We start from the raw sequence: 26,371 nt of genomic DNA on the forward strand, positions 1-26,371 counted from the left end.
TGTAACAGCAGGATTAAGCGGTGACTCTTCAAACCGAACAACCCCCAACCGCATCGTCTGCGGAAAAGCTCAATCGCCAGATCATTGTGATTCTAGACTTCGGTTCACAATACTCTGAGCTCATTGCCCGACGTATTCGGGAAACCCAGGTTTACTCTGAAGTGCTGTCGTACCGCACTACGATCGAACAACTGCGCCAGCTTAACCCCAAAGGCATTATTCTTTCTGGCGGACCCAGCTCGGTCTACGACGACTACGCGCCCCACTGCGATCCCGAAATTTGGAATTTGGGCGTTCCCATCCTGGGCGTGTGCTATGGAATGCAGCTTATGGTGCAGCAGTTGGGCGGCGGGGTCGAGCGAGCAGAGCGAGGAGAATATGGCAAAGCGTCGCTGTATATTGATGACCCAACTGACCTGTTGACCAACGTGGAAGACGGCACCACGATGTGGATGAGCCATGGGGATTCAGTCACTCATCTGCCCACTGGGTTTGAAACGCTTGCCCACACCGAAAATACCTCCTGCGCGGCGATCGCCCACCACGATAAAAAGCTGTACGGCGTGCAGTTCCATCCCGAAGTGGTGCATTCGATCGGTGGGATCGCGCTGATTCGCAACTTCGTCTATCACATCTGCGACTGTGAACCCACGTGGACGACAGCGGCTTTTGTGGAAGAATCGATTCGCGAGATCCGTGCCAGAGTTGGCGATAGACGAGTGCTGCTGGCACTTTCCGGTGGAGTGGATTCCTCGACACTGGCGTTTTTGCTCTATAAGGCGATCGGTGAACAGTTGACCTGTATGTTTATCGATCAGGGCTTTATGCGAAAGGGAGAACCAGAGCGGCTACTCAAACTCTTCCAGGAGCAGTTTCACATTCCGGTGGAATATATCAACGCTCGCGATCGATTCCTGGCGCAAATGGAAGGCGTGACCGATCCCGAAGAAAAGCGCAAGCGGATCGGACATGAGTTCATTCATGTATTTGAAGAAGAATCGCGGCGGCTGGGTCCGTTTGACTATTTGGCACAGGGTACGCTTTACCCGGATGTGATCGAATCGGCAGACACCAACGTTGATCCTCAAACGGGCGAACGAGTAGCAGTCAAAATCAAGAGCCACCACAACGTCGGCGGATTGCCCAAAGATTTGCAGTTCAAGCTGATCGAGCCGCTTCGCAAGCTGTTTAAAGACGAAGTGCGAAAAGTGGGACGATCGATCGGGCTACCCGAAGAAATTGTGCAGCGGCAGCCGTTCCCCGGTCCCGGACTGGCAATTCGGATTCTGGGCGAAGTAACCGCCGAGCGGCTCAACATTCTCCGCGATGCTGATCTGATTGTGCGGCAGGAAATCAACCGTGCCGGTATGTATCATGAGCTGTGGCAGGCGTTTGCCGTGCTGCTGCCGATCCGCAGTGTAGGCGTGATGGGCGACCAGCGCACCTATGCCTACCCGATCGTGCTCCGGTTTGTTCGCAGTGAGGATGGCATGACAGCAGATTGGGCAAGAGTGCCTTACGATCTGCTGGAAACCATTTCTAACCGGATTGTGAATGAAGTACGTGGGGTGAATCGCATTGTTTATGACATTACCTCAAAGCCACCTGGGACGATCGAGTGGGAATAGGTTCAGCAGTCCAGAAAATCCCCAAGCCTGTGGAAAACCCCCGCAAAGTCTGTGGAAAACTTCGCCACTCCTGTGGAAAACGCCAGGGGAACGATTTTTTAATTCCCTCCCGTTTCGGTTAGCGACCCATCTGCCGCTTTAGATTTTCTAGCTCCTCATCCATCTCCCAGCGCCGGAAGGACTGCTCAAGCGGATCGGCGGCAGTGTTGGAACTAAAGCCCTGGTTCCAGCCGATTGTTTGCCACTGCTGGTCAGTTTGAAACTGCTCTGACTGTGCGGTGGCACGAGCAGCCGCCTCTGCTTCGGTTAATTTAACCTTGATTTCCTGACGGCGCACCTTAATTTGGCTCTGAAGCTCGATCGCCTGCTTGACACGCTCCTTGACAAGTTCCATTTGCCCCCAAAGCTGATTGCCTTGGCGCAGCAGTGCAGCTTCTCGTTCTTCGGCAGGCTTTACGAGATCGAGCCGATTAGCATTCTTTGCCTTTTCGATTCGCACATGCCAGCGTTGAATTTCCTGAGCCGTATTCAGGATTTCGTCCTGAAGCTGTTTTTCGCGCAGGCGCAAGTTTCCCAGCAGGCGAATGGCTTCTTCCTCCTGTTCCGCAAGCTTGTCAGCAAGTGCCTGCAATTCGAGATGAGGGTTATTTCGCAGAAATTCCTCCAGTCTGCTTTCCAAAAAGCCGCTTAAATCCTCAAACAATCCCATTGCAGACTCTCCCTTCAACGACGACTCAATGACGACTGCTGGATCGATCGGTTGTCGTCAGGCTTCCCGAATGTGCCCCTATCGTAGCAGCACTTTCAGCCAGTTTCATGCTGCTTTTGGCAGTTTGCTGGCAGTTTGCTCAGACATCCCTCTAAGGGATTTTCCTAAGGTATTTTATATTAAGGCAAAAAATTAAGGCAAAAAAATGGGGCAGGGTAAAAGTCCTGCCTCCGTCTTCGATTACTGAACAATTGCAATATTTTGCTCAGGCGGTAATCCGGGTTGCCGTGGATGCTTCAGAGCCTTTTTCCTTAAACGGATCTCGGTAGAGATTGCACATTTGCAAAAAGGTTAGCCAAAAGAAAGATGGTCCCTCGACTAAATAGCGTCGCCAGAGACGACGTGGCTCCGAAAGCAGGCGGTAAAGCCATTCTAGACCCGTTTCGCTAACCCATTTGGGTGCACGCAGCACGTTTCCTGCCTCAAAGTCGATCGTTGCACCGACCGCCATAAAGATCTTGACGTGCTTAAAGCGGTGCTTGTACTTATGGATAAACTTTTCCTGTTTTGGTGCACCAACTCCCACCGCGAGGACTGTTGCTCCAGATTGATTGACTAGGTCAATAATTTGTTCGCATTCCTCTTCGCTCCGCTCAAACCCGAAGGAGGGAGAATGCACAGCGGTGACAATGGCTCTGCCAATTCTTGCATTAATCCGACGCTGAGCCTCAGCCGCAACTCCTTCTCGCGCTCCAAGCAGAAAGATAGAGATGTCTTCGCTGCGCTTATGGTATTCGCAGAAGGCAGGGAATAGATCCGACCCGGAAACTTTTTCCTTAACCGGGCAACCCAGCAGCTTTGCTATATAGTATAAAATTTTACTATCGCAAGTTCTGAAGTCTGCGTCCTGGTAAGCCTCAAAGAATTCGCGATCGGCTTGCAGCTTTACAAGATGATCGACATTCGGCGTAAATACCGTGCCGCGATTCAGCTTCTCAAGCAGCTCCGTCATTGAGAGATTATCAATATCAACATTCAGTAGTTTTACCTGGCTCATCTGGAGCTTCTCCTCCACATCACGCTCACCATTCTGTTACTCAAAAATAGAGAGAAAATTTTTGTTCGCCGGATTGATGCAGTTAAGAAGTCAGATTGAAACTTTTACTAACAATCGAATCTTCCTATCTGGGGGCTAACGCATCTATTCGTATATCGGTTTAAGTTGAAACCCTCGTGGTGAACACTAGCTTGCCATCTTTTTTTACTGAAGGCTAGTGCTTTCACTGAGAGTTCATTGAAACATTACATCCCTGTCTGCAACTGAGCCTGCAACTCCGTACCGTATTTTCCTTATGTAAAGATAGAGTCTGAAGCACCTATAGTAAAACTGATGTGAAGCCCCTGTAGTAAAACAAATTTACCTCTGTATACCACCTCTCCCTAGGCTGATAAGGCGATCAATGCAACGAATTAAGGGCAAGCTTCAGGGTAAAGTAAACTGTGTTTTCCTCAAGCTTCACCCGATCGCCTCACTTAAGCTATCGGTTTATCTATCCGTCGCAGTCGGATACTGAGAGGGTTCTATAAAGGTGGTAGGGCTATGCTAGGATGAACTTAGTCCGATGGAAGTGTCTATGCCGTCATACGCGGTTGGATAGCTAAGTATCAAGTCAAATCTCAAGTGCTGTTGTGTGTCTTCAATGATTCTTTTAGGATATGCAATGGCTGAGTCTGATAGGTTTTTGAGTCGCAAGATATTTGTGAACTCAAAAGCGGTGCAAGTCATCCACTTGAAAGCTGAGAGGGTTCTTCGGTGATTTCCATCTCACCGCGTCCAAGCGGTCGCAAGTGGGGCACAGTCAGTTTTGCCTCGACTCTTCACTTATGCCCTATTTTGGATCTGCTATTGGCAGATATTCCTCCCAAATGGCAGCCAGAGCTACGTTTGGGTTTGCAGGAAGCTTTGGTTAATGCTGCGAAACATGGAAATAACCTTGATCCCAGTAAGATTATTCTGGTCGAGTTTTTTGTTTTAGAAGATCAGTACTGGTGGGTCATTTCCGATCAGGGAACAGGTTTTGTGCCGGACTGCTGTTGCGGTAGCTCAGATTTTAACCAGTACAACATCAGTGACTTTGATGAGTGCGGTCGTGGGCTGTATATTCTTCACCAGATTTTCGACCAGGTGAACTGGAACCAGTCCGGCACAGAGTTACGGCTTTGTAAGCAGGTAAAGAGCCGCTCCCGGCTGCTCTCCCTCTGTAGCTTATAGTTTTTCAGTTTATTGGTTAGATTCACGGAATTGATGATACCACGCTGCGATCGCAACTCGATGAGCTTCACGCCAGGGTTGTTGAGTTTTTCGGGCAATTTCAGCACAATCTTCATACTCTGGCTGCACATTCACCACTGCACCCAATTTTGATTGCCGCGCAACCTTGACGCGAATTGCTCCGTAAACCGTTTGCACCGTTTCAATTTCCCGGTAGAGCACGGTTCTTGCCTGCTGGGCTCGCCGGATGCCCAGGGTAGTTGTTTCCCGAAACATAATCGCTTCACAGATTTCGATCTGCTCTGGACGACAAATTACCGTTAACAATAGCCCCGGCCGCGATTTCTTCATACCGATGGGCTGGGTAAAGACATCCAGTGCCCCTGCCCGAAGCAGCGCATCCATTACGTAGCCAATCGCCTGGGGATTGAGATCATCAATTTGCGTTTCTAACACCGTGACAGTTTCCTGCTGACCGACCGTTTCCTTGATCCCCGCAGCTTCAGATGAGTGATGGGCAGAATGAATCCTCTGAAGCGGTTTTTTCTCTGAAGGAAGCAGATGGCTTGTTGCAAGCGGGGCTGCGTTGCAATGAAGAACAGTTTGCTTTGAAGGGGAATTGGCTTGATGCAGTTTCTTGGCTGGCCCAGCTTCAGCAGTACCAATCCACAGCCGCAGAATGTTGGGGAGCGGTAGATGAATTGATCCCGCGCCCAGCCCTACTTTTTGAAGCGTCATCGGTGGCGGTGCACCAAATTGATCTGCCAGCGTTGTCACCAGAGCTGCACCTGTGGGCGTTACGAGTTCGCGATCGATCCCGTTGCTGTAGATAGGAACCTGACGCATTTCCCACAGCTTCAGAACTGCCGGAGCCGGAACGGGTAGACGACCGTGGGCTGCGCGAACTGTTCCTCCACCGATCGGTAAAGCAGAACAGTAAATTTGATCGACCCCCAGCCAGTCCAGCCCGGCACAGGTTCCCACAATATCAACGATCGCATCCGTTGCGCCCACTTCGTGAAAGTGAACTGACTCTGGCGGAATGCCATGCACTGCTGCTTCTGCTTCAGCTAGCCGACGAAAGACTGCCAGGCTCCAGGCTTCGGTGCGGGGGGCCAACTGAGCCGATCGAATCAACGCTTCGATTTCGGGTAAGTTTCGCTCGGCATGATGATGCAGGGGATGATTGTGAGGAGCGGGATGATCGGAATGACGGTGATCTTCGGCGTGAGTGGAGCGACGAGGAGGATCGCGATCGTCTCTATGAAGGTGTGCTTCGGGTTGATGCGCTGAAGGGGCTGCTGCCTGCCCGGCATGATCTCTATGTGTTCGATCGGAGTTTGAAACCAGTTCGACAAAAACCTTGGTTGCCTGCTGTCCGTTGCGCTGTACCCGATCTGCCCAGAGTTTGTATTCGTCCGAGATGCCCAACTTTTCTAACGTCTCAATCAGATAAGTCAGGGGAACGCCGGCATCAACCAGTGCACCCAGGCACATATCCCCAGACAGACCCGTGGGGCAATCCAGATAAGCTAGTTTCGTCATAAGGCAAAATGAAGCAAGCAGTGTGAGGAGAATCAGGAGTTCCGATGGCGATCGTTTATAAATTGCATTCAGAAACACCCCAGATGCGACGGATTGAAAAGATTCGCGATGCGTTACGCGATGGGGCGGTCGTCCTATATCCCACTGATACAGTGTATGCGATCGGCTGCGACCTCAATGCAAAATCGGCGATCGAGCGCGTCCGAAAACTAAAGCAGCTCTCAAACGATAAGCCGCTGACCTTCTTGTGTCCTTCGCTGTCAAATATTGCTCAGTATGCGATCGTGAGTGATGCTTCCTATCGGCTAATTCGTCACCTGATCCCCGGACCCTATACGTTTTTGCTTCCGGCAACCAAGCTTGTGCCGCGACTGGTGCAAGATCCGAAGCGCAAAACGACCGGAATTCGGGTTCCTAATCATGCGATTTGTCAGGCACTTTTGCAGAGTTTGGGAAATCCGATCATCTCTACGTCTGCGCCGACGGTGGTTCATGCGGAAGATCAGTTCATTGATTCGGCTGAACTGTTTGATCAGCTTGATCAGCGGGTTGACATCATTATTGATGATCAGTCTCCGATTCGTACTCAAGTGTCTACCATCCTCGACCTGACCCAGGCAGAACCGATCGTCCTTCGCAAAGGATTGGGCTGGGAAGCGGTTGCAGATCTGAAAGTCACTCTCTCATCGCGGGAAGCACGCTGAGGGGATACTGAAATTGACTCGCGAGGGGAGCGGAACAGAAGCTAGATTCGCAGCACTTATCCCTTTATCTGGACGATTTATCTGGACAATCGCGGAAAGGCAGTTCACCAACAACGACAAAAATTTCCTGATTGCTGCGGGCGATCCAGTTGCAGAATTGTCCTCCTAAGGTGGAGCGGAAGGACCGATCTCCCAGATTGTAGCCTCACAGGACGAGCGGCAGGTAAAAATCAGCAGGAGCAGCACTCCAGCCTTGTTTGCGCCTAGGGTGAATCCAACATTTTGGGTTGCTCAAGCCTGCGGTATATCAATTGAATTTGTTCCCATCCGGAAACCACAAAAAAAAGTGGCTGCTAAAAACGGGCAAGAGCCGGAGTTTCCCAAACTTTAGATGTAGACATCGGCAATCGGGCAGAAACATCTCAGACGGTTTTGAGTTCTAAGAACCTGAGTCGTGAAGCTCAAAATTCTGGAACTCCCGTTCTGCGCTGTTGTCGTTGTGCATCACCCTGCAATTCATTTATGAACTCTGAACCTGTGAATTCCTCCTGTTTCCTTTCTGTGGCGAGTGAGTTTCCTTGCGTGATTCCCAACCCCTTTTCATCTGTCGGTGATCTACCGGATGCCCCCATCCAGACCAATTCCTCCACTCCTCATTCTCCTGTCGGGGTCAATGCTGCCCCAGTCAACCATACTTCTGAATATTCAGCGGCAGACTTGCAGCTTCGGGAAGAATTGACAGCGAAATTACTGAGTGAGCTTGAAACTGAAGCAATATCTCACCTTCCCTCGATCCGTATCCTGATCGATCGCATCCTTATTGAAGTAGAACGTATCTGCGACAAAAGCGATCGCATCCGTAGTTCTGGGCAGCAGCAAACCTGGTTAATGACGCTGGCACAGCATCGGCTGAAAAAGTGCCTGAGCTACTACAAGCTAGGCTCAAAGCGAGGTCGGGTCGAACTGCATAGCCATCTCAGCACGATGGTTTACCGTCACATTGTGGCAACCCAGACCCAGATGGGCTTTAGTGCCCGCTATGGGCTGATTGAAGACTTTTTGCAGGGATTTTACATCGAAGTGCTCAAGGCGTTTCGGCGCGAGAACACCCTGCCGGAGGATTACTCGCCGCGCACACGACTGGAACTGGCAGAATACATGGCCTTTACCGAACACTATGCCAAGCGCAGAATTGCTCTTCCCGGACGGCGCACCCAGCAGCTCATTGTCCTCCGCGCTCAGGGATTTGCTCACCGTCAGCCTCCCGAAACCGCGATCGACTTAGAAATGGCGATTGAGAGCGCAAAAAGCGAAGAAGCTGAACAGCACAGCCGATCGCCTCTGGTGCAGCAGGTGCGGGAACAAATGATGGCGGAAATGACTGATCCAACCGATTTTGTGTTGCGCGATCGCGTCATCACTGAGTTGATCAGCTACCTCGAAGCACAGGGACAGCCCGACTGTGTCGACTATCTCACCCTTAAGCTTCAGGATCTCTCCGCCCCGGAAATCGATGAGATTCTCAATCTTTCGCCCCGGCAGCGCGACTATCTGCAACAGCGATTTAAATATCATGTCGAGAAGTTTGCTCGATCGCATCGCTGGCAGTTGGTGCATCAGTGGCTCGGCGCAGACCTTGATCAAAATCTTGGAATGCCGCTCCAGCAGTGGGAAGCATTTCTTCAGCAGTTGACCCCAGACCAGCACCAGCTTTTGCGGCTTAAAACTCAGAAGCGCAGCGACCAGGAAATTGCCAAAGCCCTACGCTGTACGCTGAAACAAGTTCAGAAGCGGTGGGTTGCCCTGCTCGAGCTAGCCTGGCAAACACGCAACAGCACAACCAGCTAGGCTTATGCTTCCTCTAGGGGGTGAAAGCGGGGGTGAAGCAAATTTCTGACGGGTCGATCGCCTTCCAGGTGTTCCTTCACAATGGTTTCTACGTCCGATCGCTGAATGCGGCAGTACCACTCGCCGTCAGGCATGATTCGCACGGTGGGACCAGAGGCACACTGCCCCATGCAGTCGCTTGCTGTTGCCATGACCCCTGCGGGAACCGCGGCTTGAAACGCAGCCAGCACCTCGGCAGAACCTTGGCGCGTACAGGAACGATGCTGACAAATCAGCACACAGCGACGTTTAGCAGGCAGAGAGGAATGCTGCACGAGAGAATGGAGACGAGAGTTTTCCTGGAGTTACGCGCTGAGCCAGCGATCGAGCAAGCGAGTGACAGAAGTTTTAAGCCTGCGTTTTTGCTGCCACCGTTTGAACGCGCCTTCGTAGGATTCCCCCTGAAGCTGAAAAGTTTTCCATCCATCCAGCGTAACTACTAAACCCCAGGGAAACAGAATGTAGAGCAACCAGCCCGCCGCACCTCCGGTCAGAGCATTGAGCGCAACCAGAAACGAACTCACAATCAAGAACCGCCCCAGTCGATGCCGAAATTGCTGCTGCCGATGCCGATCGAATGCCACTCGATCGATCGCCTCTCCGCGCTGGGTCATCCATTCCCGCTCTGCTGCCGCCAGTTCTCCCGGAGCGATATTCAGCTCTGCCGCAATCTCAAGCAACTGATCGCGGGTTACGTCTCCGGCTTCCACCTGACGAACGATCGCCAGATGTAGAATTTGCTGCGCGTCTTCCGGACTATAGAGTGGGCTAGACATGGCGGTTTGTCCTGAAAATTAGCTCTGAGTTAATGCTAGACAATTTTGGGCGAGACAGATTTGGGCGAGACAGAAGGGAAACGTATTGGTGGGGTGTTTGAAAAGTGTCAGAGATTCGACATTGCCCCAAATTCCCCAATGCCGAGTAACTTTGAAAACCTTCAAGAGAGTAGGGTTCCTCCCCAAATTGACTCGTGAGGGGGCAGTTCGGGCAACAGCGCGACTTCTCCAAAAGCCTCTTCGTCCTGAATTTAGTCCTGAATATAGTCCTGTCCGCTGATCAGCGCGGCTTCTGCTCGGACAAACTCGCGTCCCAAATAGGCAGCGTGATCCAGGTAGGTAATGGGTGCAGGTTTCGTTTCCTCAAAGATTTTGATGCAGAGTTCTTTTGCCGTTCTGCCTGTAAACAAAACTGTAGGGGTGCGCTCGACCTTTACATTGCAAGGCAGGGGTTCACCTGTTTCGGGATCGCAGGCTAAACCTTTGTCGTTAATCGTATTGGTGTAGTGCTTAGCGCAGATTAACCCGGCTTCGCGATCAACATAAATGACAAAGTATCCTGCCGGATCGAGTTCAATGTAACGATTAGAAAGTTTATTATCGAGTGCTGCTAAATTTTCAGCCGAGGTTGGAACGGTATACATAGTTCAGAAAAGGTTCAGGAAAAGTTCAAAAAATAGTTCAGGAAACGGAAGTAGGGAAAAGAATGAACAATTCTTTCGATCGAATGAGCACAATGAGCAAGCCTTGATCTAGTGTAGTGCGATCGATTCTCGTTGACGGAGTAGGGAATGCCGAATCGATTCTTTGATCGGGTTGACCGATCGGGTTTACCGCTTGAGCTGCCAGAGCCGACCTTCTCGATAGAAAGACTGCAACGCCCAGCCTTTTTGCTCGATCTCCGATCGCAGTTTTTGGGAGGGACGAAAGAAAATCACGTTGGATTCAGGGGCGAGTGGATCGAGATTGGGCGTTTCGCTAACGGTGTAAAGCCTCACTTTGTCGGTCAGTCGAAAGCTCAGTGAAATCAGATCACCTGTGTTGGTGTAATCGTCGCCGATATCGCTGACCAGAACCGGATTGCTCGTTTCTGCTTCTCGATTCATAATTCGGGCAACTTCGGCGTTTGAATAGCTCAAATCTTTGCTCCACCAGGTTTGTGCTGCCGCGCTCAGGCTGCAAGAGATCAGGCTTGCCGTAAACACAGCCGTTAAAATGCCAAACCAGATTGATTGCTTTCCCAACCCTTGCGCCAAACGAGCAGAAAGCGGGATCGATCGCCCCATTGCCTTCTGCCAAAAAGCAGGCTGACTAAACAGCGCAACGCCAAATAAATAAGCCACCGCAAGCTGAATCGCCGGATAGCACGAAACCAGATAGCGACTCACTGCCGATCGCTTTCCGCCCAACAGCACATCTGCCAATACCAGCAGCAGAAAAGGAACCAGAAAGTTCAACAGCACAAATAGCCAGGTCTTGCGCGGAGCGGTTCGATACAGCAGCACCATTCCCACAATCACCAGCAGCAGAAAAGGAATTCTCACCAGATAGGTAACAGGATTGTTAAAGCCAAAGTCAAGATCGACAAACAGCGACGTAAAACTGAGTAGCCACAGCTTGATCAAATAACCAAAATCAGTAGGCACTTGCGCCCAATCTGTTGTTGCTAATGCCCGCTGACGATTAAAGTACATCACCGCAATCCAGGGACTGTAGAGAATCAGAGCTTCCAGGACGGCGATGCCAAACTGCAAATAAAGGCGCAAATTGCCAAACGGTGGGCGATCGGAAACCAGCCTCCTGATCGGGAAATTAAACTTGAGCCGCCGACGCGGAGCCGCCGATTTTTCTTCAGGATTGAGGGATTCATGCCGAGCCGGGTCTGGTTTGTCTTTGTTCGGCTCCGGTCCACCCACTAACAACACATAAATTCCATGAGCTGCGATCGTCAGGGCGAAAAATGGATGGGCATACAGCCCCAGCGCCAGACTCAGCATATACAGCCCCCAGTTCCACCAGGTGGGCAGCCGGATTGCCCGCAGCAGCAGCCAGCTACTTCCAATCACGATCGTCGTCAGCAGGCTGTATTGCCGATTCGTCTGGGCAAACAAAATGTCATAGGGGGAAAGAGCCAGCAGAGCCGCTGCCACCAGTGCCGCCAATCGGGAGCCAAATAGCTCGATCGCCAGCCAATACATCAGGATGATTCCGGGCAGGCTCAGCAGCGCAGGAAAGAGGCGAGTTTCTGCAATTCCACTGCCGAAAAGCTTCATCCAGAACCGGGCTAGCACAAAGTAGAGCGGGGGATGCTGCGGATCTTCGATTGCTAAAGAATAAATCGTATCGGGAAAGGTGCTGCCCGGCTTTGGCTGCTGATACCACTGCAAATTGGGCGCGGGAATAAACCGATCGCGAAATAGGCTGCTGTCAATTTCATGACGCGTATAGCCCGCCGATCGCATAGAGGTATAAACTTCGTCGTGCCAAAGAATCTTGCGATCGAGATTTAGAAATCGAAAGCCAATTCCCAGGACCAGTACGCTGATCAATAGCCACCGCAGCCCAACTCGAAGCGAACGTCGTTTCAACCGCTATCCCTCTGATGACATTCTGGAATTGTTACCATGAAAGCTAATTCTATGTCACATCCAGGGGCAGAGCGCGTGCGAGCCAAAATTGAAAATGAAGTTTTGTTGATCCACACTGACGATCTCCCTCAGTATAAAAAGAGCGGATCGATCGTGCGAAACAGCTATTTCTGGGCACTCAAATCGATCGCAGGCAGATGCTCTTATGGCGAAAACTGGGAATACGAAGCAGAAGTCTGGTTTGCGGTGCAGCGAATGCTGATGTCGTTTAGCGAATCGGGCTATCTGGGCTTGAGCGAAACGATTCTCGAATTTCCCCAAGGGACTGAGGTTCCACCTGTGCTGCGATCGGTTTCTACCTGGATCAGCGAGGAAGAATGGGCAGTGGAAAAGGAAAAGCCAGAGGATTCAATGAATCGATTTGGCAAGCGGGATTTTAATAAAAAAGAGAAGGACGATCGCAAAGAAAAGAAGACGAGCTCGTGGCGGCGATGAAGCCAGCAGACAAATTGGAATGAGCGAACAAACCTGACCCACGCGCTGCGAATCCCGATGCCAAAACCTCAGCAATAGTTACCTTCAAGCGATAATCTGACGACTCCGGAGAGGAAACTGCTTCGCATTGCCTTGACACGCCTTCGTTGCAAATGTTGCAAAATCCGCTGTTAAACCACGCTTAATAGCACAGCAAACTGAGAGTTAATCAGGCGATCGATTCGGTTTTATTCAAAAGCGATAACTAGCACAGCTTGACTCATTCCTTGACCCATTCCTTGACCCACTGGAGTTCTGGGCACTCATAGCACCATGAGCTTGGGAGGAATATTGACCCTCCCCCTAGATCCCTTTTCCCTACTTTTCCCTAAATCCCTTTCCTGAAACGATCGCAGGACTTCCAATTCGTCTCCTCTGTGCCGCTGGTGCAAGAAGGGTTGGGGGATGAGGGGAAGTAGTCGTTTGACGTATTTTTCCTTTTGCTATACCCATTTCAAAAAATTAAGCTATACTAAGCGTAGTCGTTATGAGTTCATATAAATAGCTATGGCAAACCCTACGGTAGAAAACGTTGTCATTATCGGTTCTGGTCCGGCAGGATATACGGCAGCGATTTATGCAGCACGGGCAAACCTGAAACCCTTTGTGTTCGAAGGCTATCAGGCAGGAGGGCTACCGGGTGGGCAACTCATGACCACAACGGAAGTAGAAAACTTTCCTGGCTTTCCTGACGGAATCACGGGTCCGCAGCTTATGGATCGGATGAAGGCGCAGGCAATTCGCTGGGGCGCAGAACTGGTGACGGAAGATGTCACCGAAGTAGATTTTAGCCAGCGTCCGTTTGTGATTCGCTCAGAAGAAAGAGAAGTGCGGGCACATAGCATCATTATTGCCACTGGAGCCACCGCAAAGCGGCTGGGTTTACCCTGCGAGCATGAGTTCTGGAGCCGGGGAATTTCTGCCTGTGCGATTTGTGATGGCGCGACCCCAATTTTCCGTCAGGCGGAACTGGCAGTGATCGGCGGTGGCGACTCGGCGGCAGAAGAAGCCGTTTATCTGACAAAGTATGGCTCCCACGTACATCTGCTGATTCGCGGCGAAACGATGCGTGCCAGCAAAGCCATGCAGGATCGGGTGCTGATCAATCCTAAAATTACCGTTCACCGCAATACAGAGGCGATCGATGTCTTTGGCGACGAAACGCATATGAACGGCATCAAGATCCGCAATACTCAGACGGGCAAAGAAGATAGCCTGCATGTTAAAGGGCTATTTTATGCGATCGGTCACACGCCCAATACTTCTCTGTTCCGGGGACAGATTGAGCTGGATGATGTTGGCTATATCGTGACGCGCAACGATGTTGAAACCAATATCGCAGGCGTGTATGCCTGCGGCGACGTGCAGGATCACGAATATCGGCAGGCGATTACCGCTGCGGGTTCAGGCTGTCAGGCAGCAATGCTGGCAGAACGCTGGCTCTCAGTAAACGGACTGGCGCAGGAGTTCCACCAGCCTGAAGAAGAAGAAAAAGCAGTCGAAGCACCGCATCACAAAACAGAGGCTGAAGAAGCGGTTGAATTTGACGTTGCCCGGACGCACCATGAAGGGGGCTACGCCCTGCGGAAGCTCTATCACGAAAGCGATCGTCTGATCATGGTGAAGTACGCTTCGCCCACCTGCGGACCCTGCCACACGCTGAAGCCAATTCTCAGCAAGATTGTGGATGAGTTCGAAGGTCAGATTCACTATGTCGAGATTGACATTGAGCAAGACCCCGATATCGCAGAGTCTGCCGGAGTCGTTGGTACGCCCACGGTGCAATTTTTCCGGGATAAGGCACTGGTAGCTGAGCTAAAAGGCGTGAAGCCCAAGAGCCAGTATCGCGAAACCATTTATAAATACTCAGCGGTTCCGGTGGCTTAGTTTCTAAGTTTCAATTCTCAATCCCACATCGGGTAGAAGTTTGTCCCTAACAGCCAGTTTACTCATGTCGCTTCCCGCAATCGGGATCGTTGGCAGAAGTAAATAAGCTGAAGGTGATCGACTTTCTACCCGTTTTTTTACAGTGTTTAGAATCAGCAGTTTAGACTCAGCAACTTCTCAATATCTCTGAGTGTCGATCGATTTGAACCCTCGCTGTGTCTTTGTTCGCGGTTATGAAATCTTACAAATTGATTGCGCTCTGCTCTACTCTGACGATCGCCGGATGGGGCTGTGCGGATCAGCAGCTTCCAAAGCAAGTGGAAACCCCGCCGAGTGCCTCGATTGCTTTGCTAACTCCCACCCGCTCCAATCAGTTTGACCCTACAACGCTGCAAGTAGGCGATCGAATTCAAGGATTGGAAGTCAGGCAGGTTGATGTGCAAAAAGCCTTTGATGGCTCGATGGTTGGAACCGTTGCCTTTCAGGGGGAGGTCCTGCTGACGGGCACTTATAGACCCCATCCGCAATCCCCTGATGTTCAGTCTGTTTGCTTTGATGGAGACGCTGCCTCAGCTACCCAACTGCCCCGATTTTTGAATGACGATCGCAAAGTCTGGTTCTGCTTTGAAAACCAGGAAGCCGCAATTCAGCAGCTGGGCACGATCGGCACAACCGGAAAAGCGACGATCGTAATTGACCAGTACACCACTATTCGTCAATTTACCGATGCGGTCGATAGTGCAGTTCTGGTTTGGGTGGTCTCAAAGGAATGAGCCTTAGAAACGATGCCAGAGAAACTATGCCAGTTCTGAGAGTTCTGGCTGCTTCTCAAATTCGGGCGATGGCTTAATCTTCCAGGTTTGATCGATCGCCAACTGCAAAACCGACTGATGATAGTTCGCCAGGGTTGCTCGATGTCCAACGCTGAGAAACGTTGTGCCCGTCTCGTTAGCAGAGTTACCCTGTAACGCTTTCAGGTGTTGATACAGTCGTTCCTCGTTTTCCAGGTCAAGGGCACTGGTTGCTTCATCGAGAATGACGTACCTCGGTTTATTTAACAGCAGGCGGGCAAAGGTGAGTCGTTGCTGTTCGCCCAGCGAGAGGACATCTCCCCAATCTTGCTCAGTATCAAAGCCGTCAAATCGCTCCTCCAGTCCACCCAGGTTGACTTGTTCTAAAACTTGCTTCAGGCGATCGTCATCTAGCTCAAGCTCGGTGTTGGGGTAAAGCAACTGGTCGCGCAACGTTCCCAACACCATATAGGGACGCTGTGGTAAAAACAAAATTTCCTTCGGTTCAGGACATTCGATCGTTCCCTTACCCGAATTCCACAGTCCCGCGATCGCCCTCAGCAATGAACTTTTGCCGCAGCCGCTTGGACCCATGACCAGCAATCCTGACCCGCTGGGCAGTTTGATTGTCAGATCTTCAATCAGTGTTCGCTGATAGTTGGGCGTTTGCAGGGTGAGGTGTTGAACGGCGAGGCGATCGGCTGTGACGGTCTGAATCTTGGGCTTTTGGTCGGTTCTGTCGTCTGCTTGGGCTTCAATCTGCTCTAAAAAGGCAGCAAACGTATAGAGACGATTGATTCCGGCTCCAAAGGTGGTCAATGCTTGGAAGCGGGCAACCACCACATTGAGCGAGAAAAAGACGCGAACAAATGCGCCCTGTGCCTCAGAAACTTTACCGACTTCCATTTCTCCCGCAAAAATTGCAGGCGCAACAACCAGGGCAGGCAGAATAAATGGAATGAACTCGTAGGCATTGGTGAGAATATTCAGGTTCAGTTCCCACACCAGCAGCCGCTTCACGTTGTCGAACACAGCCTGAAACCGATCGCTCACCTGATTGGATTCCCGCTCTTCTCCCCGATAAAAGGCGATCGACTCGGCATTTTCTCGAATTCGCACCAGGCTAAAGCGGAAATTGGCTTCTTTCTTAAGCTGCTCAAAATTTAACCGCACCAGCGGTTTGCCAAACACCCCAGTGGTTACGACTGTCCCCACGAGGGCATACAGCACCAGAAAAAACACCAGCGGCTTGGAAATGCCCCACAGCACACTGCTAAAGGCAATCACTGACAAAACAGATTCCACCAGCACCAGCAAAAAGGTAAGCGATTCCTGCGTAAAGCTCCGCACGTCTTCCGTAATGCGCTGATCGGGGTTGTCTATTTCTGTGCCAAAAACCTGCAGATTGTAATAGGCGCGATTGGCAAAATAGCGATCGACAAACCGATGGGTCAGCCACCGTCGCCACTGTAAACTGAGGCGATCACGCAGATAGGTGTACCCTGCCAGCAAAGGCGCATAAACTACCAGTACACCAATAAAAATAATCACCGTTTGCCAGAATCGCGGCTCATCCTGGGCAGAAAGGGCAGAAATGAGTACCCCCCGCTTGTTGTTGAGCAAAACACTCAGCCCGGTGTAAGCAAGCAAAAACAGCACCACGCCCAGCAGCAATCCCCGCGCCTGCCATTTCTCATCGCTTGACCAATAGGACTTTGCGATCGTCCAGAACTGCTGAAAGACGCTGAAATTGAATCGATCCATCGGCTTGGTTTCCTCGCAATCGGGCAATCCGGGGAGAGCAAATTGGTCAGGCAGAAACCCAGCTTATGAATGAGTTGAAAGCGAGTTTTCTACCTTAACCATTTCACCCGGAATAGCTCCCCCAGAATACTGCCCGTAGAGCGATTGTGTAACACCCTGGATACGGGTCGAACAGGCGCTTAAACCGAACCGATCGACGGCTGATCAACTCCCGTTCCGGTCTGCTGCGGATTTTGCACCTGAGTCAGGCGGTTCCACAGCTCGTAATGCACCTCATTTTTAAGACAGTACCAGCTTCCTTCGATCGCCTCCATATGCCCCATTGCTGTGAACTCTTCACGATCGGGGTCGAGCAGATCCACATAGGTTGCACCCTGTTCTAAGCGCATTCCGTGAGGAACGACTGAAATTTGCTTTAGCTCTTCGTCGGTGAAGCTGGTCAGCACGTTGTGCAAATCCTTGATGTCATATGCGGTGGGAAATTCACCACTCTGGCTCCCAGTCGCTCGCAAGCCCTGATTCTGTCCTGCCATGGTGTGGGGATGCAGATCCTGATCGAATTCGTCCTGCTTCGCGTCTGTGGGTTTTCCCTGTTTTTGCATTTCAGGCATAGCCCGTTCTCCTGAATAATATATCGAGTGATTGTTATCGTGCGAACGATCCTAAACAACCTGATCAGGCGATCGTTCTGTCGAATTACAGAGATTGGGGAAGATTTCCTTGGTTGAACTTTTTGGGATTCAAAGCTTGCCTAGGTTGACTCCTTGAGGGGGTAATGGGGGCAACACAGGAAACCAAACACTCGTCAGACAACCTCTTACTTCCCTATTACTTTAGGAACAGTAATTCCACAATTAACAGAACAAAAGCAGGAGCGCTGAAAAGGACAATCTTTTTCTCTTGCTATAAGCCTTTATATCCTTACCGATTTACACACGACACATCTTGCAGAGGAATACAAACTTTGCACTTTTATTAATGCTTTTGGGAAAGCTGTAGGCGCTTTAGCGGGAATACGTCAAGCTAAAAAAAGTGAACTTGAGCGGGTACAATGCCACAGGCAAATTCCACAAGCAGTCCTGCTTAGCGCAATCCTCAAGCTTGGTATCGTCCGTTTTCTCTTCCGAGCATGGCGTTTATGTCATGCTGTTCGTGTCCTTTCTAACCTTTCTCCTTTTACGATCGCCGCTTTTACCGTTGCGCTACTGAAATATGGACTGATTCTGGGGCAGCAAGACTGGTATTGCACGACTAAGATCCAGCGCGTTACCCTGCTGGAAACGGGTTCAGCCCTGCTGTTTCTGGCGATCGTGTTGCTGACGCTGCTCCCGGCACGTCTGTCCATGTAATTTCTAATCGAATTCCCAGCCAAATTCTCAGCAAAAACCTTCAGCCAAATTCCCAACAAAAAGGGCGAGCTAGATGCCCACCCCGATCAAATAATGGGATTGAGATTCCTAAGCAGCAGTCAAGCCATAAGCGGACATCCGCATAATTTCGCCAGTCGTAAAACCGATATTGCTTAGTGCCTCTCCGTAGCTAATCATGAAATCTTCTACCAGTGCCTCTTTTTCCATGCCCAGTTCATGAGCATCATTTTCGACCTGATTGAGCATTCGCCAGACAATCGGCAGATTTTCACGATTGGCTTCCTGAAGTTCTGCTTTTGACGTTTCAAAGTTTGCTTTCAGCCACTCTTCGCCAAAGTTCAGGTGGGTATATTCATCCTTGACCACGCCTTCGGTGATCTTGCGGGCAAAATCATCTGCGACCGGAATATAGATGTTGTAGGCAGAAATGGCAAAGCACTCAATGATGAGAGATTGAATCAGCAAACAGGTAACAATCTTGCCTTCAGCGGCTGCCTTCTGGAAGTTGCTGTGCAAACCTGCGAAAAATTCTTGAGCAAACTTCATGTCAGGAGTAACTTGTAGATTGCGTCCACAAGCCTGAAACCCTTTCATGTGACGGCTTTCCATTTTCGCCAAACCAACCAGCCGCTCTTTGGACTCTGGAAGCAGCTCGGCGAGCCTCTGGTAATTGTCAAATGCCTCTTGCTCACCCTCAATGACGATCGCATTGATGCGGCTATACGCGTCTTTATAAGACTCACTCTCAAAGTCAAGCTCAGGGGAGTAGTCAAGCTGCTGCATGGGTTCGTCGTCTCCTCGGTGAAACAGATATCCAATCCTAACCTCCACCCTACTGGTTTGCCGCTGCAATTTACAAGCAGACCGTTGAGCCAATAGGAAGATTCTTCTGAAAGGCAGCTAAGTTTGTAGCATAGCTTATGGATGCATTGAATACCCAAAGCTTTGCCGATGCCATCGATTGTTTCAGATCAATCTGCCCTTCCGTTTTTGCCTTTGGCTACCCGAATCACCGCTCGCCTCTTGCCCTGGCTGAATCGTTTCCTGCTTCTAATTGGAGCTGCGCTGGTGCTGCTGCCGCTGGCGATCGTGCTGCTAGCTACCTTTGCGCCTCCTGAAAGCCTGCCTACTTTACCCACTGGGAAGATTGGCTGGACATGGGAAAACTATCGCGCCGTTTGGCAGCAGGGCGACTTTTTGCGAGCGTTTGCCAATTCGACGCTGGTCGCGTTGAGTGTCACGCTTGCCCAGAGTATCACTTCGGCTCTAGCAGGCTATGGACTGGCGCGGTTTCAGTTTCGAGGACGATCGCTCATGCTGGTGCTGATCCTGGCAACGCTGGTGATCCCGTTTCAAATTCTGGTGATTCCGGTCTTTCTAATTTTGAAATGGGGGCATTTGATCAACACCTACGGCGCGCTCATTTTGCCTACTGCGGTAAATGGCTTTGGCATTGTGCTGCTGAAACAATATTTTGAGACAATTCCGATCGAGCTAGAAGAAGCAGCGGCACTGGATGGGGCAACGCGGCTGCAAATCCTCTGGCACGTTATCTTGCCTCTGGCACGTCCGGCGATCGTCACCCTCTTTCTGTTTTCGTTTATCGGTGAGTGGAATGACCTGTTTAAGCCGCTTGTTTTTACCACCCGTCCCGAACTGCAAACCGTCCAGCTTGCCCTTGCCGCATTTCAAGAACAGTTTACCGATCGCTGGTCGCTGCTGATGGCAGCCGTGGTGCTGGTCACTCTGCCCGTAGGACTGCTGTTTCTCGTCTGTCAGAGACAGTTTATTCGCGGGATTGCCGCAACCGGAATAAAGGCATAAGTCAAATCTGTAGTCCTTGCCTCTCTTTCTCGTCTCTATTTCTTAAGAGAGAGTTCATTTACAACTTTAAAACTTAACGGAATGAAAACGTTTACATTCAACAGAATTGTCAACTAAACTAGCGGTTAACTTGCTTGCACAGGGCAACGCATAACCACTGTGGTACTTCTTTGGATGAGTTGTCTTCTGTTAATAGGTGCATCTGTCTTACGGCATACTTCCTTCAAGTTTCACCCTGGTGTGGCAGATCATGCTACAGCAGGAAATGGCTGTTATCGCTACCAGATTTCGCAGCCACACTCTACTTTTTTGTTTTAATTCACCGGAAACTAAACCGCAGTAATGATCACACCTCATGAGGTTACTCAGTGCCTTCACCTGGCAAAAGCCCTTGATTTAATTTCATCAAGCCGTATGGTTGGCGGCATCCTCTACGTTTACACAGTTGCAGGGCAGCTTAAGCCCTTGGATCATTTTACCGCTGAGTTTCCTTTGGAGCGGTTGCAGGCAATGGCAAGAAAAAGGCTATAGCCGCTCATTTTCACGTTAAGGAGCTAATTCGTTAAGGATCTAATTAAAGTGGCTCTGGTCATCCTCCCGATGGAACTGCTGCTCCCTGCCAGAACAACAGACATGACAGAAGCTTCTGCTTTAATCGACCCGCTTAACAAGTGGAGTCTGTGGGTTCCGCTGCTCCTGTTAATTTGTATCGTGGTTGCTGCAATTTATTTTGTTCGCGCTAGCCTTAGATAAACTTTCTTTTTCCCTAACTTGTCATGTCCCTTTCCCTGGCGCAGAACGCAATTTCCTTCCTGATTGAGCTGGCGGAACGGGGAGAGATCAATCCTTGGGATGTGCAGGTGATCGAGGTGATCGATCGCTTTCTCAGCAAACTCAAGCCTGACGGAGGCACGGCTTCCCCAGGAACGATCGCAGCTAACGGACGCGCCCCCTACGAAGCGGATTTGTCTCAGTCGGGACAGGCGTTTCTCTATGCTTCGATGCTGCTGCTGCTCAAGGCAGACAGTCTTGCCCGCGAAGCCAGTGCCGAGCCACCGCCCGAAGAAGAGCTGGCAGATGATTTTGAACCGTGTGTGAATCCGGGCTTGCCGCCGCACCTGGAACGACGCATTCGCCGCCGAGCCACTGCCCCACCCATTCCTTCTCGGCGAGTGACGCTGCCTGAACTGATCACCCAGCTTAATTTGATCGCGGCAGCGATAGCAGAGCCAAAAACTCGTCGTGTGGTTGCCCGCCGTGCCCGGCCCCATTCCCAAAAGCAGGCAATTCGCACGATCGCCCAGCTTGCCCACCAGGAAAACCTTTCTGAGGTGGCGGCAATTCTGGAGCAGTTTTTGACCGAACGCTGGCAGGAACTCAGTCAGGGTGATGAATGGCTTAATTTTGAGCAGTTGCTCTACTGGTGGCGCGAGGTTCAGCCCGATCGATCGGCAGAAGAATCAGCTCCAAATGCTTCCCATATGGCTCACTCTGAAACAAGCGATCGCGTTGGCGTATTTTGGGCACTGCTGCTGCTGTCTGCCCAGTCCAAGGTGGAGCTATCGCAGCAGGTCTTTTACGAGGATCTAAACGTTCGCAGCCTTACCCCTGCCCTGCTGAGCGAAGGAACGCTGCCTGCCTTTGTTTTGCCGGACTGATGTTCTGCTGGAATCCTATTCTGCCGGACTGGTCAACCACTGGCATAGCCTTGTGAAATCCACCTTCTGCTGCATGACCCGTCCTCCGCCACCCTTTCGCCTGACCTGAAAAAGTAGGATGATGGGAAAGGCAATCCGATAGGCTTGAACAGTCTTTAGCAAACATATCCCCTGAGCGACTCAGGAGCCTTTATTGTTTTGCAAAACTGTCTTCCTCAAGGGACTTGCGAGATTCTGTCAACGTTAATTTCATCAGTCTATAGATTTTCTGCAAATCTTAAACCGATCGCCGCTGATCGGGAATAAGTTGTGAAAGACTGGAGAGATGCTTGCTCACTTCTGTCCAGCAGTTTATAGCCCAGGTATAGAGGGATAGACGTTATATGAAAGCCATGATTTTGGCGGCGGGAAAGGGTACAAGGGTTCGCCCCATCACTTACACCATTCCCAAACCGATGATTCCGATTCTGCAAAAGCCCGTGATGGAATTCCTGCTGGAACTTCTGAGACAGCATGGCTTTGACGAAATCATGGTAAATGTCAGTCATTTGGCAAACGAGATTGAAAGCTATTTTCGCGATGGACAGCGGTTTGGTGTTCAGATTGCCTATTCGTTTGAGGGCAGTATTGTTGACGGTGAGCTGAAGGGAAAAGCCCTTGGCTCTGCCGGGGGAATGCGCCGCATTCAGGACTTTTCTCCGTTTTTTGATGACACCTTTATTGTGCTGTGCGGAGATGCCCTGATCGATCTCGATCTGACGGCGGCAGTCAAGTGGCATCGGGAAAAAGGCTCGATCGCCACGGTGATTATGAAGTCAGTTCCACATGAAGATGTCTCCAGTTACGGAGTCGTGGTCACTGATGAAACCGGACGAATCAAAGCATTCCAGGAAAAACCATCGGTTGAAGAGGCACTGAGCACCGACATCAACACAGGCATTTACATCTTTGAGCCAGAAATTTTCAACTATATTCCTTCGGGCGTGGAGTACGATATTGGCGGTCAGCTCTTTCCCAAGCTGGTCGAGGTTGGCGCGCCTTTTTATGGCATCTCGATGGATTTTGAATGGGTCGATATCGGCAAAGTGCCCGACTACTGGCAGGCAATTCGCGATGTGCTGTCCGGTAAGGTGAAGAATGTGGACATTCCGGGTCATGAGGTCGCACCCGGCATCTACACAGGACTCAATGTGGCAGTCAACTGGGACAAGGTCAATATTCAGGGTCCGGTTTATATTGGCGGCATGACGCGCATCGAAGACGGAGCAACTATTATTGGTCCTTCGATGATCGGTCCAAGCTGTCATATCTGCCGCAATGCAACGGTCGATAACAGCGTGATCTTTGAATACTCGCGTCTGGGTGAAAACGTGCGACTGGTGAATAAGCTCGTCTTCGGTCGCTATTGCGTGGATAAGGATGGTGCGTCGATCGACCTTCAGGCGGCTGCGCTGGACTGGCTAATTACTGATACTCGTCAAACGTTGCCTGCTGCCCCTCCCGTTGAGCATCGGGCGATCGTGGAATTGTTAAGCAACGGCAGCTAACCCTCTTTCAACTCTCACCTAACCCTCCAATTCTGGCTACCCTGTATCCACCTGTTGAACTGAGCTTCGTTTCAGGCTTTGCCGCCCTCTAAATTCCTTAATTCTGGAGAACTTTGAACAGTTTTCGGGTTTTCCAGAATTGGGGCGGTTCATCAAGCACGCTGGCTCATTTCATCGCTTGTAAGTACAAAGCTGTTCATGCGGGGGAACTACTGGAAAACTGTGCTTCCTGCAAGTCGCAAAGCCGCTCAAGCTACAAATAGCCATGCTCCGCTAAAAAACTGGGGCTGAGGCTGTCAGGGGGAGACATTGCGGCGGTAGGTGCGGCGGAAGACCTTGCGGCAGGATGATTTTGGTCTGTCCGCAAAAACTTTTCCACATACTTTCCCAGTACGTCCCCTTCTAGATTGACCGGGTCGCCAGGTTGCAGTAACCGCAGATTGGTTTCGGCATACGTGACCGGAATGACCGCAACCTTAAACCAGGAGCCGATCGCATTGCAGTCTGCAATAGTGAGGCTAACGCCATTGACCGCGATGCTGCCTTTAGAGACAATGTAGCGGCTGACTCGTTCATCAGCGCGAAAGCTCATTTCCCAGGCGTTTTCGGTGCGGACTGCCGTGTCTAAATAGCCTGTGCCATCGATATGTCCGGTGACGAAATGCCCGCCGAGCTTACTGCCAACCCGCAGTGATGGCTCCAGATTAACGATCATCTCACCAGAAGTTTTGCCCAGCGTGGTGCGATCGAGGGTTTCTGGGGAAACAGCAGCAGTAAAGCCCTGGGGCAAGAGGTGCATCACGGTGAGACAAACACCATCAACAGCAACACTATCGCCCAGTTCTAAATCGTGCAAAATTGCTTCTGCGCCTGCCTGTTGCGAAGCACTCCCCCCGTGAGGAAAATTGCAGGTGATTTGCATCAGGTCGGTTCCAAGGGGGCGGAGTTTGCCAATCGATCGAACAAGTCCAGTAAACACCAGTTTTTCCCAGATTTCTGACTTTTTCATCGTAACAAACTGCAACTTTTAATTCGATCGCTTTCCGCTGTTAATGTATGCTGCGCTTTACTTCTAGCGTTTTATGACCCATTTATTTCCTCCAGCAGCAAATCAACTTTTTCTGCTTCTTGCAAGCGAGTCTTATTAGAAGCCCCACATCCTCTAGAGCCAGTTGCTAGAATTGCAGAACAAATGGATCTCCGAACTGCCTTTAGCCCTGATTTTGAAGCTGCTTTACCAGGGACATTCGCCGCTCATCTCACTAGGGATCATTCGCAATAATCCTTTTCTCTTGCAAATTGAAAGGTGCAATTGCTATCCTTCCCATTAAGGCTGCACTGTTGAGAAAGGAAAGTGGGCTATGTATACCGTGTCCTCTCTAAAGTCCGAATTAAACGAGCGAGGCTGGCGACTCACCCCGCAGCGAGAAACAATCCTGCAAATTTTTCAAAATCTCCCAAAGGGACAACATCTGAGCGCGGAGGATTTGCATAACCTACTGCTTGACGACGGTGAAGCGATTAGTCTGTCTACGATTTACCGCAATCTGAAGCTGATGTCGCGGATGGGCATTTTGCGGGAACTTGAGCTGGCAGAAGGGCACAAACACTATGAGATCAATCAGCCCTCGCCCTATCATCACCACCATCTCATCTGCGTTCGCTGCAATAAGACGATCGAATTTAAAAATGATTCGATTCTAAAAACAGGGGCAAAGACGGCTCAGAAAGAAGGCTATCACCTGCTTGACTGTCAGCTTACGATTCATGCCATCTGTCCCGAATGCCAGCGATCGCTCCTGCCTGTTTGATGCTTGTTTAGGCAAGTTACCTGTTTAGGCAAGTTAGGCACAACTTATTCTGACCAGTTTGTGACGATCAGCGTTTGCAGCAGTTTATCTGCGCTCGCCAAATCTCCCACAATCCGCCGTACTGGGCGGGGCCAGACTCTCACTAATGTCGGCGTTGCTGCAATTTGGTCTGCTTCTGCCAGTTCAGGATGACGGTGAATATCGACAATTTTGAGCGTGTACGATCGCTGAAGCATTTGGTCTAAAAGTTGATGCAGTTCCTTGAGAATGCGTTCGGTTCCCAGCGTGGCGCCTGAGACAAACAAACGAAAGACATAACCTTGAGTTGGGGCGATCGGCTCAGCAGGTGACCAGGACAGGGTCGGTCCGTCAGTTTGAGGGGGCGTGAGCAGCTTGGCTTTCTCAAATCGCACCAGCAGGTCGTGATCTTCCCAAAGCTGTGGAAACGGTTTGCGGTAGGTTTGCAGCACGATCGGGTCACACAGTTCTTCAGGGCAGGGGGCAGCGTCCCAAACCACATCGTTTACGCCAAACAGGGCGTTTAAGAGCGATCGATGCCGCAACACAAACGGAGACGCTTCTGCAAAGGTGCGAACGGTTTGGCTTTGAGAATCAAACCAGCGATCGATCGTGGCGGTATAGGCAGGTACGAGAAAATGAGGCGGTTCCGGTAGACCTAGCATTTCTTGCAGCACGGCACAAAGCTGCAAATGCCAGTAACTCTGCTTTTTGGTATCAATGCAATACACCAGATCACCGCCTGGCGTAAAAAGCGCGATGCCCTTAAATAAAGCAGTTTCCAGAGAATTGGACTGGAGCGGATGAGTGCGATTTTGATCACTCATAATGGCGAAAGCCATAGAAAAACTACATTGACTTTCTCAGTGGAGACTGGAAAGCGTATATGAAGTCAACATAACAGAGGAAAGAACCTCAATCCCAGGCTGCAACGATTTCTTTTATTAATTTAAAAAGAAATACTAATGGACTTCTGGGCGATCGTCGTCTTGAGAAGGGTTGAGCAGAGCCCAGAGGGGCAACCGCTGTCAGCATAACGAGGCAGTTCCTCATACGCC

At 50.7% G+C, this 26,371-nt stretch carries 25 protein-coding genes and 1 pseudogene; 13 read left to right on the top strand and 13 right to left on the bottom strand.

What is annotated here, in order from left to right:
• The first annotated feature begins 20 nt into the window (after positions 1 to 20).
• The gene (gene guaA / locus NDA02_RS03150; RefSeq protein ID WP_190793940.1) at positions 21 to 1,628 is read left to right on the top strand and encodes a glutamine-hydrolyzing GMP synthase; all 1,608 of its coding nucleotides are present in this window, start codon (positions 21 to 23) and stop codon (positions 1,626 to 1,628) included.
• Between the two features lie 118 nt (positions 1,629 to 1,746).
• Here guaA and NDA02_RS03155 read toward each other — a convergent pair whose 3' ends face one another.
• Together NDA02_RS03155 and NDA02_RS03160 are read right to left on the bottom strand one after the other, a co-directional pair.
• Positions 1,747 to 2,337 (bottom strand): TIGR04376 family protein, encoded by a 591-nt coding sequence (locus tag NDA02_RS03155; RefSeq protein ID WP_190793941.1) that lies wholly within the window; start codon positions 2,335 to 2,337, stop codon positions 1,747 to 1,749.
• A 265-nt stretch (positions 2,338 to 2,602) separates the two neighbouring features.
• Entirely contained in the window at positions 2,603 to 3,394 is a 792-nt protein-coding gene (locus NDA02_RS03160; protein ID WP_190793942.1) for a WecB/TagA/CpsF family glycosyltransferase, read from the bottom strand.
• A 756-nt stretch (positions 3,395 to 4,150) separates the two neighbouring features.
• Here NDA02_RS03160 and NDA02_RS03165 point away from each other — a divergent pair.
• On the top strand, positions 4,151 to 4,609 hold the full coding sequence (locus tag NDA02_RS03165) for an ATP-binding protein (protein WP_190793943.1): 459 nt from the start codon (positions 4,151 to 4,153) through the stop codon (positions 4,607 to 4,609).
• 9 nt (positions 4,610 to 4,618) lie between these two features.
• On the opposite strand, the gene larC is transcribed toward NDA02_RS03165, so the two are convergent.
• Positions 4,619 to 6,154 (bottom strand): nickel pincer cofactor biosynthesis protein LarC, encoded by a 1,536-nt coding sequence (gene larC / locus NDA02_RS03170; RefSeq protein WP_190793944.1) that lies wholly within the window; start codon positions 6,152 to 6,154, stop codon positions 4,619 to 4,621.
• A 44-nt stretch (positions 6,155 to 6,198) separates the two neighbouring features.
• Between larC and NDA02_RS03175 the strand changes: the two genes are divergently transcribed.
• On the top strand, positions 6,199 to 6,858 hold the full coding sequence (locus tag NDA02_RS03175) for an L-threonylcarbamoyladenylate synthase (protein ID WP_190793945.1): 660 nt from the start codon (positions 6,199 to 6,201) through the stop codon (positions 6,856 to 6,858).
• Between the two features lie 522 nt (positions 6,859 to 7,380).
• Positions 7,381 to 8,706 (top strand): HetZ-related protein, encoded by a 1,326-nt coding sequence (locus NDA02_RS03180; RefSeq protein WP_348254385.1) that lies wholly within the window; start codon positions 7,381 to 7,383, stop codon positions 8,704 to 8,706.
• Positions 8,707 to 8,708: 2 nt separating this feature from the next.
• Here the strand turns inward: NDA02_RS03180 and NDA02_RS03185 are convergent, their stop codons facing one another.
• From NDA02_RS03185 to NDA02_RS03200, 4 genes are all read right to left on the bottom strand, one after another.
• Positions 8,709 to 9,020: a (2Fe-2S) ferredoxin domain-containing protein gene (locus NDA02_RS03185; protein WP_348254387.1), complete on the bottom strand. Its 312-nt coding sequence runs from the start codon at positions 9,018 to 9,020 to the stop codon at positions 8,709 to 8,711.
• A gap of 30 nt (positions 9,021 to 9,050) precedes the next feature.
• Positions 9,051 to 9,521: a 2TM domain-containing protein gene (locus tag NDA02_RS03190; RefSeq protein WP_348254388.1), complete on the bottom strand. Its 471-nt coding sequence runs from the start codon at positions 9,519 to 9,521 to the stop codon at positions 9,051 to 9,053.
• Positions 9,522 to 9,772: 251 nt separating this feature from the next.
• Positions 9,773 to 10,165, bottom strand: coding sequence for a DUF4346 domain-containing protein (locus tag NDA02_RS03195; RefSeq protein ID WP_190793949.1), 393 nt, complete (start codon positions 10,163 to 10,165; stop codon positions 9,773 to 9,775).
• 186 nt (positions 10,166 to 10,351) lie between these two features.
• Positions 10,352 to 12,109 (bottom strand): glycosyltransferase family 39 protein, encoded by a 1,758-nt coding sequence (locus NDA02_RS03200; RefSeq protein ID WP_348254390.1) that lies wholly within the window; start codon positions 12,107 to 12,109, stop codon positions 10,352 to 10,354.
• 75 nt (positions 12,110 to 12,184) lie between these two features.
• Between NDA02_RS03200 and NDA02_RS03205 the strand changes: the two are divergent.
• The 3 genes and pseudogenes from NDA02_RS03205 to NDA02_RS03215 all read left to right on the top strand — a co-directional run.
• A pseudogene (locus NDA02_RS03205) lies at positions 12,185 to 12,472 on the top strand (hypothetical protein); the annotation flags it as partial.
• A gap of 678 nt (positions 12,473 to 13,150) precedes the next feature.
• The gene (trxB, locus tag NDA02_RS03210; protein ID WP_348254392.1) at positions 13,151 to 14,530 is read left to right on the top strand and encodes a thioredoxin-disulfide reductase; all 1,380 of its coding nucleotides are present in this window, start codon (positions 13,151 to 13,153) and stop codon (positions 14,528 to 14,530) included.
• 233 nt (positions 14,531 to 14,763) lie between these two features.
• The gene (locus NDA02_RS03215; RefSeq protein WP_190793951.1) at positions 14,764 to 15,303 is read left to right on the top strand and encodes a hypothetical protein; all 540 of its coding nucleotides are present in this window, start codon (positions 14,764 to 14,766) and stop codon (positions 15,301 to 15,303) included.
• A 24-nt stretch (positions 15,304 to 15,327) separates the two neighbouring features.
• Here the strand turns inward: NDA02_RS03215 and NDA02_RS03220 are convergent, their stop codons facing one another.
• The 3 genes from NDA02_RS03220 to NDA02_RS03230 all read right to left on the bottom strand — a co-directional run bounded on the left by NDA02_RS03220 (position 15,328) and on the right by NDA02_RS03230 (position 19,238).
• Entirely contained in the window at positions 15,328 to 17,085 is a 1,758-nt protein-coding gene (locus NDA02_RS03220; protein WP_348254395.1) for an ABC transporter ATP-binding protein/permease, read from the bottom strand.
• A 179-nt stretch (positions 17,086 to 17,264) separates the two neighbouring features.
• Positions 17,265 to 17,696, bottom strand: coding sequence for a hypothetical protein (locus tag NDA02_RS03225; protein WP_348254397.1), 432 nt, complete (start codon positions 17,694 to 17,696; stop codon positions 17,265 to 17,267).
• 846 nt (positions 17,697 to 18,542) lie between these two features.
• Complete coding sequence (locus NDA02_RS03230) at positions 18,543 to 19,238, bottom strand: aldehyde oxygenase (deformylating) (RefSeq protein WP_348247199.1); 696 nt, start codon at positions 19,236 to 19,238, stop codon at positions 18,543 to 18,545.
• Between the two features lie 168 nt (positions 19,239 to 19,406).
• Here NDA02_RS03230 and NDA02_RS03235 point away from each other — a divergent pair, with 168 nt between their 5' ends.
• From NDA02_RS03235 to NDA02_RS03250, 4 genes are all read left to right on the top strand, one after another.
• A complete protein-coding gene (locus NDA02_RS03235; protein ID WP_190793386.1) occupies positions 19,407 to 20,279 on the top strand; it encodes a carbohydrate ABC transporter permease in 873 nt (290 codons plus the stop codon).
• A 342-nt stretch (positions 20,280 to 20,621) separates the two neighbouring features.
• Entirely contained in the window at positions 20,622 to 20,810 is a 189-nt protein-coding gene (locus NDA02_RS03240) for a hypothetical protein (RefSeq protein ID WP_190793387.1), read from the top strand.
• Between the two features lie 69 nt (positions 20,811 to 20,879).
• Entirely contained in the window at positions 20,880 to 21,032 is a 153-nt protein-coding gene (locus NDA02_RS03245; RefSeq protein ID WP_190793388.1) for a hypothetical protein, read from the top strand.
• Positions 21,033 to 21,055: 23 nt separating this feature from the next.
• Entirely contained in the window at positions 21,056 to 21,937 is an 882-nt protein-coding gene (locus NDA02_RS03250) for a segregation/condensation protein A (RefSeq protein ID WP_190793389.1), read from the top strand.
• 15 nt (positions 21,938 to 21,952) lie between these two features.
• Here the strand turns inward: NDA02_RS03250 and NDA02_RS03255 are convergent, their stop codons facing one another.
• Complete coding sequence (locus NDA02_RS03255) at positions 21,953 to 22,099, bottom strand: hypothetical protein (protein WP_190793390.1); 147 nt, start codon at positions 22,097 to 22,099, stop codon at positions 21,953 to 21,955.
• A gap of 221 nt (positions 22,100 to 22,320) precedes the next feature.
• On the opposite strand from NDA02_RS03255, the gene NDA02_RS03260 reads away from it, so the two are divergent.
• A complete protein-coding gene (locus NDA02_RS03260; protein ID WP_190793391.1) occupies positions 22,321 to 23,484 on the top strand; it encodes an NDP-sugar synthase in 1,164 nt (387 codons plus the stop codon).
• Positions 23,485 to 23,737: 253 nt separating this feature from the next.
• Here NDA02_RS03260 and NDA02_RS03265 read toward each other — a convergent pair whose 3' ends face one another.
• On the bottom strand, positions 23,738 to 24,463 hold the full coding sequence (locus NDA02_RS03265) for a riboflavin synthase (RefSeq protein ID WP_190793419.1): 726 nt from the start codon (positions 24,461 to 24,463) through the stop codon (positions 23,738 to 23,740).
• Between the two features lie 382 nt (positions 24,464 to 24,845).
• On the opposite strand from NDA02_RS03265, the gene NDA02_RS03270 reads away from it, so the two are divergent.
• Positions 24,846 to 25,295 (top strand): transcriptional repressor, encoded by a 450-nt coding sequence (locus NDA02_RS03270; protein WP_190793392.1) that lies wholly within the window; start codon positions 24,846 to 24,848, stop codon positions 25,293 to 25,295.
• A gap of 44 nt (positions 25,296 to 25,339) precedes the next feature.
• On the opposite strand, the gene NDA02_RS03275 is transcribed toward NDA02_RS03270, so the two are convergent.
• Positions 25,340 to 26,140 carry a circadian clock KaiB family protein gene (locus NDA02_RS03275; protein ID WP_190793420.1) on the bottom strand — a complete coding sequence of 267 codons (801 nt, stop codon included), beginning with the start codon at positions 26,138 to 26,140 and terminating at the stop codon, positions 25,340 to 25,342.
• Positions 26,141 to 26,371: the final 231 nt, after the last annotated feature.

It is taken from the genome of Leptolyngbya sp. ST-U4, from assembly GCF_039962215.1.
Lineage (GTDB): Bacteria > Cyanobacteriota > Cyanobacteriia > Elainellales > Elainellaceae > Leptolyngbya_A.

Bases quoted from the DNA above. Each gene is read 5' to 3' on its own strand.
- NDA02_RS03260 (WP_190793391.1), top strand. From the start codon at position 22,321: ATGAAAGCCATGATTTTGGCGGCGGGAAAGGGTACAAGGGTTCGCCCC.
- NDA02_RS03245 (WP_190793388.1), top strand. From the start codon at position 20,880: ATGGAACTGCTGCTCCCTGCCAGAACAACAGACATGACAGAAGCTTCT.
- NDA02_RS03220 (WP_348254395.1), bottom strand. From the start codon at position 17,085: ATGGATCGATTCAATTTCAGCGTCTTTCAGCAGTTCTGGACGATCGCA.
- NDA02_RS03175 (WP_190793945.1), top strand. From the start codon at position 6,199: ATGGCGATCGTTTATAAATTGCATTCAGAAACACCCCAGATGCGACGG.
- trxB (WP_348254392.1), top strand. From the start codon at position 13,151: ATGGCAAACCCTACGGTAGAAAACGTTGTCATTATCGGTTCTGGTCCG.
- NDA02_RS03240 (WP_190793387.1), top strand. From the start codon at position 20,622: ATGATCACACCTCATGAGGTTACTCAGTGCCTTCACCTGGCAAAAGCC.
- NDA02_RS03230 (WP_348247199.1), bottom strand. From the start codon at position 19,238: ATGCAGCAGCTTGACTACTCCCCTGAGCTTGACTTTGAGAGTGAGTCT.
- NDA02_RS03155 (WP_190793941.1), bottom strand. From the start codon at position 2,337: ATGGGATTGTTTGAGGATTTAAGCGGCTTTTTGGAAAGCAGACTGGAG.
- larC (WP_190793944.1), bottom strand. From the start codon at position 6,154: ATGACGAAACTAGCTTATCTGGATTGCCCCACGGGTCTGTCTGGGGAT.
- NDA02_RS03275 (WP_190793420.1), bottom strand. From the start codon at position 26,140: ATGAGTGATCAAAATCGCACTCATCCGCTCCAGTCCAATTCTCTGGAA.
- NDA02_RS03195 (WP_190793949.1), bottom strand. From the start codon at position 10,165: ATGTATACCGTTCCAACCTCGGCTGAAAATTTAGCAGCACTCGATAAT.
- NDA02_RS03160 (WP_190793942.1), bottom strand. From the start codon at position 3,394: ATGAGCCAGGTAAAACTACTGAATGTTGATATTGATAATCTCTCAATG.
- NDA02_RS03235 (WP_190793386.1), top strand. From the start codon at position 19,407: ATGCCATCGATTGTTTCAGATCAATCTGCCCTTCCGTTTTTGCCTTTG.
- NDA02_RS03270 (WP_190793392.1), top strand. From the start codon at position 24,846: ATGTATACCGTGTCCTCTCTAAAGTCCGAATTAAACGAGCGAGGCTGG.
- NDA02_RS03190 (WP_348254388.1), bottom strand. From the start codon at position 9,521: ATGTCTAGCCCACTCTATAGTCCGGAAGACGCGCAGCAAATTCTACAT.
- NDA02_RS03180 (WP_348254385.1), top strand. From the start codon at position 7,381: ATGAACTCTGAACCTGTGAATTCCTCCTGTTTCCTTTCTGTGGCGAGT.
- NDA02_RS03225 (WP_348254397.1), bottom strand. From the start codon at position 17,696: ATGCCTGAAATGCAAAAACAGGGAAAACCCACAGACGCGAAGCAGGAC.
- NDA02_RS03215 (WP_190793951.1), top strand. From the start codon at position 14,764: ATGAAATCTTACAAATTGATTGCGCTCTGCTCTACTCTGACGATCGCC.
- NDA02_RS03250 (WP_190793389.1), top strand. From the start codon at position 21,056: ATGTCCCTTTCCCTGGCGCAGAACGCAATTTCCTTCCTGATTGAGCTG.